This is a genomic window from Haladaptatus sp. AB643 (assembly GCF_024136975.1).
Lineage (GTDB): Archaea > Halobacteriota > Halobacteria > Halobacteriales > Haladaptataceae > Haladaptatus.
The window spans coordinates 935,362-941,512 of sequence record NZ_JAMYJW010000001.1 but is presented as its reverse complement, the minus strand read 5'-3'; the positions used below and the strand labels follow the sequence as shown (position 1 = coordinate 941,512).

The following is a 6,151-nucleotide window of genomic DNA, read 5'->3' as shown; positions in this document are numbered from 1 at the left end:
GCAGTCGCTCGCGGATTTGGGTTCGAAGAGAAGTGCGCTGGCTGGGATTTGAACCAGAGCAAGACGGTCCGGGATGCTCACTTCCCTTCGGTCGTTGCGCTTCCGGGCTTGCGACTCGCAGGATTCAAATCACCAGCTACGATTTCATCGCTCACGCCATGGCGAGCACGCGCTACACGCGGTGCTCGACGGTTTGCTCCCGATAGAAATGCGCTGGCTGGGATTTGAACCCAGGTTGTGACCATGGCAAGGTCACGTGATACCACTACACTACCAGCGCAGTGCTGCTTGCACTCTTTCGTATTCCCGACTACAGTATAAGACTTGCGAGTTCGGACTCTCCCCGTGAACTATTCACTCACTCTTTTTCTCGTAATTTCGAGGATACCGGGCGTGTGAATACGTCACGCGGCTGAATCCGAAGCGGCACTCTTTTAACCGTCAGTACGAAAACTTCGCTACAGTCTAGTGATGAGGCGTCGAAGCGTAACGGTATGAGCGTCAACCTACTCGTACCATCGTCCCTCGTCCGGGAAGCCGAAGACAAACGCGAGGCAACTCGTAAGATCGGCTACGTCGCCCGCGCGGCGACCGTATTCCGGGCGGACCGCTTGACCGTCTTCCACGACGTGGAAGGCGAGAACAAGTGGGGCGGTGGATTCGTCGAAACCGTGCTCAAGTACGCCGCCACACCGCCCTACCTCCGAAAGGAGGCATTCGGGAGGCGGGACGAATTGGAGTACGTGGGCGTCCTACCGCCGCTCCGCGCCCCATCACAGACCGGCTCCGAATCGGAGGGTTCGGGGTCGTTAAGACAGGGAATCGTGACCGAGGTCGGACCTGAAGGGCGCGTTCGGGTCAATTGCGGACTGCAACACCCGATCTCACTCGTCGTACCGTCTTCCATGACGGTCGCCGAGGGGGAACGCGTTACCGTCAGGATCTCTTCGAGAAGACCGGTCCGTGCGAAGCTCGTGGATGACCCCATTCCGGGTCTCACAGTGACGCGCACGGACCTCTCGGCGGCCCTCGACCGCGACGATGCCGGTGTCACAATCGGCACGTCGCGTCACGGAGAACCACTCTCCGTTCGACGACTCGACGAAGTCGTCAGACGAACCAACCGCGACGGAATGACCGTCGCCTTTGGTTCGCCGGGTCGAGGACTGCCGGAGATGTTCGGGGTAGAACCCGAAGGAATCTCCACGGTCGAATCCGGCGTCCTAGCCCGGTTCGACCTCTGGCTAAATACGGTTCCAAACCAAGGCAGCGGGGTCGTGCGAACTGAAGAAGCGATGTTCGCCTCCCTCGGCTGCCTTACCCTCAACATCGAGTGATACGATGCCAGAAACAAGCAGACCACGCAAAGGTTCGCTGGGCTTCGGCCCCCGAAAGCGCGCGACGAGCGAAGTTCCGCGCTTCAACTCGTGGCCCGACAGTGACGGTCAGCCGTCGCTGCAGGGATTCGCGGGTTACAAGGCTGGAATGACCCATGTGGTGATGGTCAACGACGAGGCAAACTCCCCCCGCGAAGGGATGGAGGAGACCGTACCGGTCACCATCGTCGAGACGCCCCCAATGCGCGCCGTCGCTCTTCGAGCCTACGAAGACACGCCGTATGGGAAGAAACCACTGACGGAAGTGTGGGGTACCGAGTTCCACGACGAACTCGGCCGCACGCTCAACGTTCCGGAGAACCACGACGCCGACGCCGCGGAGGAGGACCTCCGCGCGGCCATCGAGGCAGGCGACGTGGCTGACCTCCGGGTCATCACACACACCGTTCCCAGCGACCTCAAGAACGTACCGAAGAAACGACCGGACGTCATGGAAACGCGGATCGGCGGCGGCTCCCTCGACGAGCGCGCCGATTTCGCCCTCGAACTACTCGAAGACGGCGGGGAACACGACATCACTGACGTGTTCCGCGCAGGCGAGTACCTCGACACCAGCGGCGTCACGAAAGGAAAAGGAACGCAGGGTCCCGTCAAGCGATGGGGCGTCCAGAAGCGGAAGGGCAAACACGCCCGCCAAGGCTGGAGACGCCGCATCGGTAACCTCGGCCCGTGGAATCCGTCGCGCGTTCGCTCGACGGTTCCGCAGCTGGGTCAGATGGGCTACCACCAGCGTACCGAACTCAACAAGCGTCTCATCTCCCTCGGCGACGACGATGAAGCCTCCGTCGACGGTGGCTTCGTCAACTACGGCGAGGTCGATGGTCCGTACGCGCTCATCAAGGGTTCGGTGCCGGGCCCGAACAAGCGCCTCGTGCGCTTCCGCCCTGCCGTTCGACCGACCGACCAACCGCGCCTCGACCCCGAGGTGCGCTACGTAAGTACGGAGTCCAACCAGGGATAACCCATGCAGGCAACAGTACGTAACCTGAATGGCGAGGACGCTGATACGGTCGACCTGCCGGACGTGTTCGAAACGACCGTCCGCACCGACCTCATCAAGCGAGCAGTGCTCGCCGCACAGGCAAACCGGAAACAGGACTACGGTACCGACCCCCACGCCGGGATGCGTACCTCCGCCGAGTCGCCGGGCAGTGGCCGCGGTATGGCCCACGTCCCGCAGACGAACGGACGAGGTGCTCGCGTTCCATTCACCGTGGGCGGTCGTGTCGCACACCCGCCGAAAGCGGAGAAGGACCGCTCCCGCTCGATCAACAAGAAGGAGCGTAAATTGGCCGTCCGAAGCGCCATCGCGGCGACGACGGACGCCGAACGCGTCTCGGAGCGCGGACACCGCTTCGACGAGGATACGGAACTCCCCCTCGTCGTGAGCGACGACTTCGAAGACCTCGTGAAGACTCAGGAGGTCGTTTCCTTCCTCGAAGCCGTCGGCATCGACGCCGACATCGCACGCGCGGAGGACAACAAGAAGGTTCGCGCCGGCCGTGGGACGACCCGTGGCCGCAAGTACAAGACGCCCAAGTCGATCCTCTTTGTCACCAGTGAGGAGCCGTCGCGCGCAGCGCGAAACCTCGCCGGTGCCGACGTTGCGACGGCGCGCGAGGTCAACACGGAAGACCTCGCCCCCGGTACGCAGGCAGGACGACTGACCGTCTGGACCGAAAGCGCACTTGAAGAGGTGGCTGACCGATGAGCATCGTCGAATACCCGTGGGTTACGGAGAAAGCGATGAACGAGATGGACTTCGAGAACAAGCTCCAGTTCATCGTGTCGCTCGACGCGACAAAACCCGAAATCCGCGACGAAATCGAGGACCGCTACGATGTCACCATCGAGAAGATCAACACCCAAGTCACCATGAAAGGGAAGAAGAAGGCGACCGTCTCGTTGTCGGACGACGACGACGCACAGGACGTCGCCTCCCGAATCGGGGTGTTCTGATAATGGGACGAAGGATTCAGGGACAGCGACGTGGACGTGGTGGACCGACCTTCCGCGCACCGTCGCACCGATACAAGGCAGAACTGAGCCACAAGAACGCCGAAGACGGCGACTTGGTCACCGGAACGGTGGTCGGTATCGAACACGACCCCGCCCGTAGTGCACCCGTCGCGGCCATCGAGTTCGAGGACGGCGACCAGCGACTCGTCCTCGCACCCGAAGGTGTCGGCGTTGGCGAAGAGATTCAGGTCGGCGTTTCCGCCGAAATCAAGCCGGGCAACACGCTCCCGCTCGCCGAAATCCCGGAAGGGGTTCCGGTGTGCAACGTCGAGCGTCAGCCCGGTGACGGCGGCAAGTTCGCCCGCGCATCCGGCGTCGGGGCGAACCTCATCACGCACGACCGAGAGGCTGCTGTCGTGGAACTCCCGAGCGGCGAAGTCCGACGACTCTCGCCCCAGTGCCGTGCCACCATCGGCGTCGTCGCCGGTGGCGGACGGACGGAGAAACCGATGGTCAAAGCCGGTAACAAATATCACAAAATGAAGGCTCGCGGTACGAAGTGGCCGAACGTGCGTGGTGTGGCGATGAACGCCGTCGACCACCCGTTCGGTGGCGGTGGCCGCCAGCACCCCGGACGCCCGAAGAGTGTCTCCCGAGACGCTCCGCCGGGACGAAAGGTCGGGGACATCGCGTCCAAGCGAACTGGACGTGGAGGTAACAAATGAGCGGAAACGAATACCGAACAGGACGCGAGGGTGAGTTCACCTATCGCGGCTACGACCTCGACGAACTGCAGGACATGAGTCTTGAGGAAGTCGCGGAACTGTTGCCCGCACGAATGCGGCGAAGCATCCTTCGCGGGTTGACCGTCGAACAGGAGAAACTGCTCGACAAGGCCCAGGACAAAACCGAGGAAGAATCGGCGAACAGCCCGATTCGGACGCACCTGCGCGACATGCCCGTGCTCCCATCGTTCGTGAACAAGACGTTCGCCGTCTACAACGGCAGCGACTTCGAGCGCGTGCGAATCGAGCCGGAAATGTTGGGCCACTATCTCGGCGAGTTCCAGCTGACCCGCACATCGGTCGAACACGGACAGGCGGGAATCGGTGCGACCCGTTCCTCGAAGTTCGTACCACTCAAATAAACCATGGGAATCAGCTACAGCATCGATGCCGACCCGGACACCACCGCCAAGGGGATGCTTCGGGATCAGCACATGAGCCACAAGCACAGCAAGGCGATTGCCCGAGAGATCAAGGGCAAAACCGCCAGGGACGCGAAAGCGTACCTCCAGCAGGTCGTGAACGAAGAGCGATCGGTGCCGTTTAAGCAGCACAACAGCGGCGTCGGTCACCGTTCGGACATCGACGGCTGGGACGCAGGTCGCTACCCGGAGAAGGCGAGCAAGGCGTTCATCACGCTGCTCGACAACGTCGTGAGCAATGCGGACGCCCAAGGATTCGACGGCGAATCGATGAAGATCAAGCACGTCGCCGCCCACAAGGTCGGCGAAGTGCAGGGTCGAAAACCCCGTGCGTTCGGCCGCGCAAGCGCGTGGAACACGCCCGAGGTCGACGTCGAACTCATCCTTGAGGAGGTCGACAACTAATGGCAGACGAACATCAGTTCATTCAGGACGGCCTACAGCGGTCACAGATAGACGAGTTCTTCGCGGAAGAACTCGGCCGCGCAGGGTACGGCGGCATGGATGTCGCCAAGACGCCGATGGGGACCCAGATCGTCCTCAAGGCGGAAAAACCCGGTATGGTCATCGGAAAGGGCGGGAAGAACATCCGGAAGATCACCCGAGAACTCGGTGAGCGGTTCAACCTCGACGACCCGCAGATCGACGTTCAAGAGGTCGACGAACCGGATCTGAACGCTCGTATCGTCGCCGATCGGCTCGCCAACGCGCTCGAACGCGGTTGGTACTTCCGGAAGGCGGGTCACACGACCATCGACCGAATCATGGACTCCGGTGCACTCGGCGCCGAGATCGTCCTGTCCGGCAAGGTTACTGGCGCACGCTCGCGCGTGGAGAAGTTCAACCGAGGCTACATCAAGCACAACGGTGAACCCGCACAGACCATCGTCGATCACGGTCAAGGCGTCGCGGTGATGAAACTCGGCACCATCGGTGTCGACGTGAAGATCATCCCGCCGGGAGCGGACCTCCCCGACGACTTCCAGATCGAGGAGGGCGCAAGCCCCGAGGAACTCGTTCCGGAAGCGGTCGAGGCCAACGAGGCCGCGGACCTCATCGAAGAGCCGAGCGACGAGGAGCTCGAAGAGCTTCGCGCCGACGAGGACGAGGAATCGCCGGAACCCGGCGAGACCGAAGTCGAAGAGGAAGTCGTCGAGGAAGTCATCGACGACGAGTCCGAAGCGGAAGCTGACGAGTCCGAAACCGAGTCCGTCGAGGAGGAACTCGACGAGCTCGAAGAGGAAGTCGAAGCCGAAGCCGAGGAACTCCTCGAAGAGATGGAAGGCGAGGAGCAAGGCTCCTCGGAAAGTTCGAGTGACGAATCGCAAGAAGACGACGAGGCCGAGGAGGAGGCTGAGGAATAATGGCCATCCTTCACACCGAAGAGATCCGCGACATGACGCCCGCAGAGCGCGGTTCCGAACTCGAAGAGCTCGAGACGGAACTGCTCAACGCGAAGGCAGTCAAAGCGGCCGGTGGTGCCCCGGAGAATCCGGGTCGCATCAAGGAACTCCGTCGAACCATCGCTCGAATCAAGACGATTCAGCAAGAGGAAGGCGACGCGTCGGACGACGACGAATAATCGCAC

Annotated in this window: 9 protein-coding genes and 1 tRNA gene; 9 read left to right on the top strand and 1 reads right to left on the bottom strand. The window is 61.9% G+C overall.

Translation table 11 applies throughout. The features are described 5' to 3' along the window. Window positions 1–209 precede the first annotated feature (209 nt). Window positions 210–280: transfer RNA gene (locus NKF25_RS04910), tRNA-Gly, on the bottom strand. 214 nt (window positions 281–494) lie between these two features. Between NKF25_RS04910 and NKF25_RS04905 the strand changes: the two genes are divergently transcribed. From NKF25_RS04905 to rpmC, 9 genes are read left to right on the top strand one after another with little or no spacing between them, the layout of a single operon-like run. Further along, complete coding sequence (locus tag NKF25_RS04905; RefSeq protein ID WP_253225570.1) at window positions 495–1,337, top strand: RNA methyltransferase; 843 nt, start codon at window positions 495–497, stop codon at window positions 1,335–1,337. Between the two features lie 4 nt (window positions 1,338–1,341). Further along, window positions 1,342–2,358 (top strand): 50S ribosomal protein L3, encoded by a 1,017-nt coding sequence (locus NKF25_RS04900; protein ID WP_253225569.1) that lies wholly within the window; start codon window positions 1,342–1,344, stop codon window positions 2,356–2,358. Between the two features lie 3 nt (window positions 2,359–2,361). Continuing rightward, on the top strand, window positions 2,362–3,108 hold the full coding sequence (rpl4p, locus tag NKF25_RS04895; RefSeq protein WP_253225568.1) for a 50S ribosomal protein L4: 747 nt from the start codon (window positions 2,362–2,364) through the stop codon (window positions 3,106–3,108). Then, complete coding sequence (locus NKF25_RS04890) at window positions 3,105–3,356, top strand: 50S ribosomal protein L23 (protein ID WP_253225567.1); 252 nt, start codon at window positions 3,105–3,107, stop codon at window positions 3,354–3,356. The genes rpl4p and NKF25_RS04890 overlap by 4 nt, the downstream gene beginning before the upstream one ends. 2 nt (window positions 3,357–3,358) lie before the next feature. Beyond that, window positions 3,359–4,081 carry a 50S ribosomal protein L2 gene (locus NKF25_RS04885; RefSeq protein WP_253225566.1) on the top strand — a complete coding sequence of 241 codons (723 nt, stop codon included), beginning with the start codon at window positions 3,359–3,361 and terminating at the stop codon, window positions 4,079–4,081. After that, window positions 4,078–4,503, top strand: coding sequence for a 30S ribosomal protein S19 (locus NKF25_RS04880; RefSeq protein WP_066141882.1), 426 nt, complete (start codon window positions 4,078–4,080; stop codon window positions 4,501–4,503). Before NKF25_RS04885 ends, NKF25_RS04880 begins: the two co-directional genes overlap by 4 nt. A gap of 3 nt (window positions 4,504–4,506) precedes the next feature. Beyond that, on the top strand, window positions 4,507–4,968 hold the full coding sequence (locus NKF25_RS04875; RefSeq protein WP_253225565.1) for a 50S ribosomal protein L22: 462 nt from the start codon (window positions 4,507–4,509) through the stop codon (window positions 4,966–4,968). Continuing rightward, window positions 4,968–5,927 (top strand): 30S ribosomal protein S3, encoded by a 960-nt coding sequence (locus tag NKF25_RS04870; protein ID WP_253225564.1) that lies wholly within the window; start codon window positions 4,968–4,970, stop codon window positions 5,925–5,927. Before NKF25_RS04875 ends, NKF25_RS04870 begins: the two co-directional genes overlap by 1 nt. After that, on the top strand, window positions 5,927–6,145 hold the full coding sequence (gene rpmC / locus NKF25_RS04865; RefSeq protein WP_253225563.1) for a 50S ribosomal protein L29: 219 nt from the start codon (window positions 5,927–5,929) through the stop codon (window positions 6,143–6,145). The genes NKF25_RS04870 and rpmC overlap by 1 nt, the downstream gene beginning before the upstream one ends. Window positions 6,146–6,151: the final 6 nt, after the last annotated feature.

Bases quoted from the DNA above. Each gene is read 5' to 3' on its own strand.
- rpl4p (WP_253225568.1), top strand. From the start codon at position 2,362: ATGCAGGCAACAGTACGTAACCTGAATGGCGAGGACGCTGATACGGTC.
- NKF25_RS04885 (WP_253225566.1), top strand. From the start codon at position 3,359: ATGGGACGAAGGATTCAGGGACAGCGACGTGGACGTGGTGGACCGACC.
- NKF25_RS04870 (WP_253225564.1), top strand. From the start codon at position 4,968: ATGGCAGACGAACATCAGTTCATTCAGGACGGCCTACAGCGGTCACAG.
- NKF25_RS04880 (WP_066141882.1), top strand. From the start codon at position 4,078: ATGAGCGGAAACGAATACCGAACAGGACGCGAGGGTGAGTTCACCTAT.
- NKF25_RS04890 (WP_253225567.1), top strand. From the start codon at position 3,105: ATGAGCATCGTCGAATACCCGTGGGTTACGGAGAAAGCGATGAACGAG.
- NKF25_RS04900 (WP_253225569.1), top strand. From the start codon at position 1,342: ATGCCAGAAACAAGCAGACCACGCAAAGGTTCGCTGGGCTTCGGCCCC.
- NKF25_RS04875 (WP_253225565.1), top strand. From the start codon at position 4,507: ATGGGAATCAGCTACAGCATCGATGCCGACCCGGACACCACCGCCAAG.
- NKF25_RS04905 (WP_253225570.1), top strand. From the start codon at position 495: ATGAGCGTCAACCTACTCGTACCATCGTCCCTCGTCCGGGAAGCCGAA.
- rpmC (WP_253225563.1), top strand. From the start codon at position 5,927: ATGGCCATCCTTCACACCGAAGAGATCCGCGACATGACGCCCGCAGAG.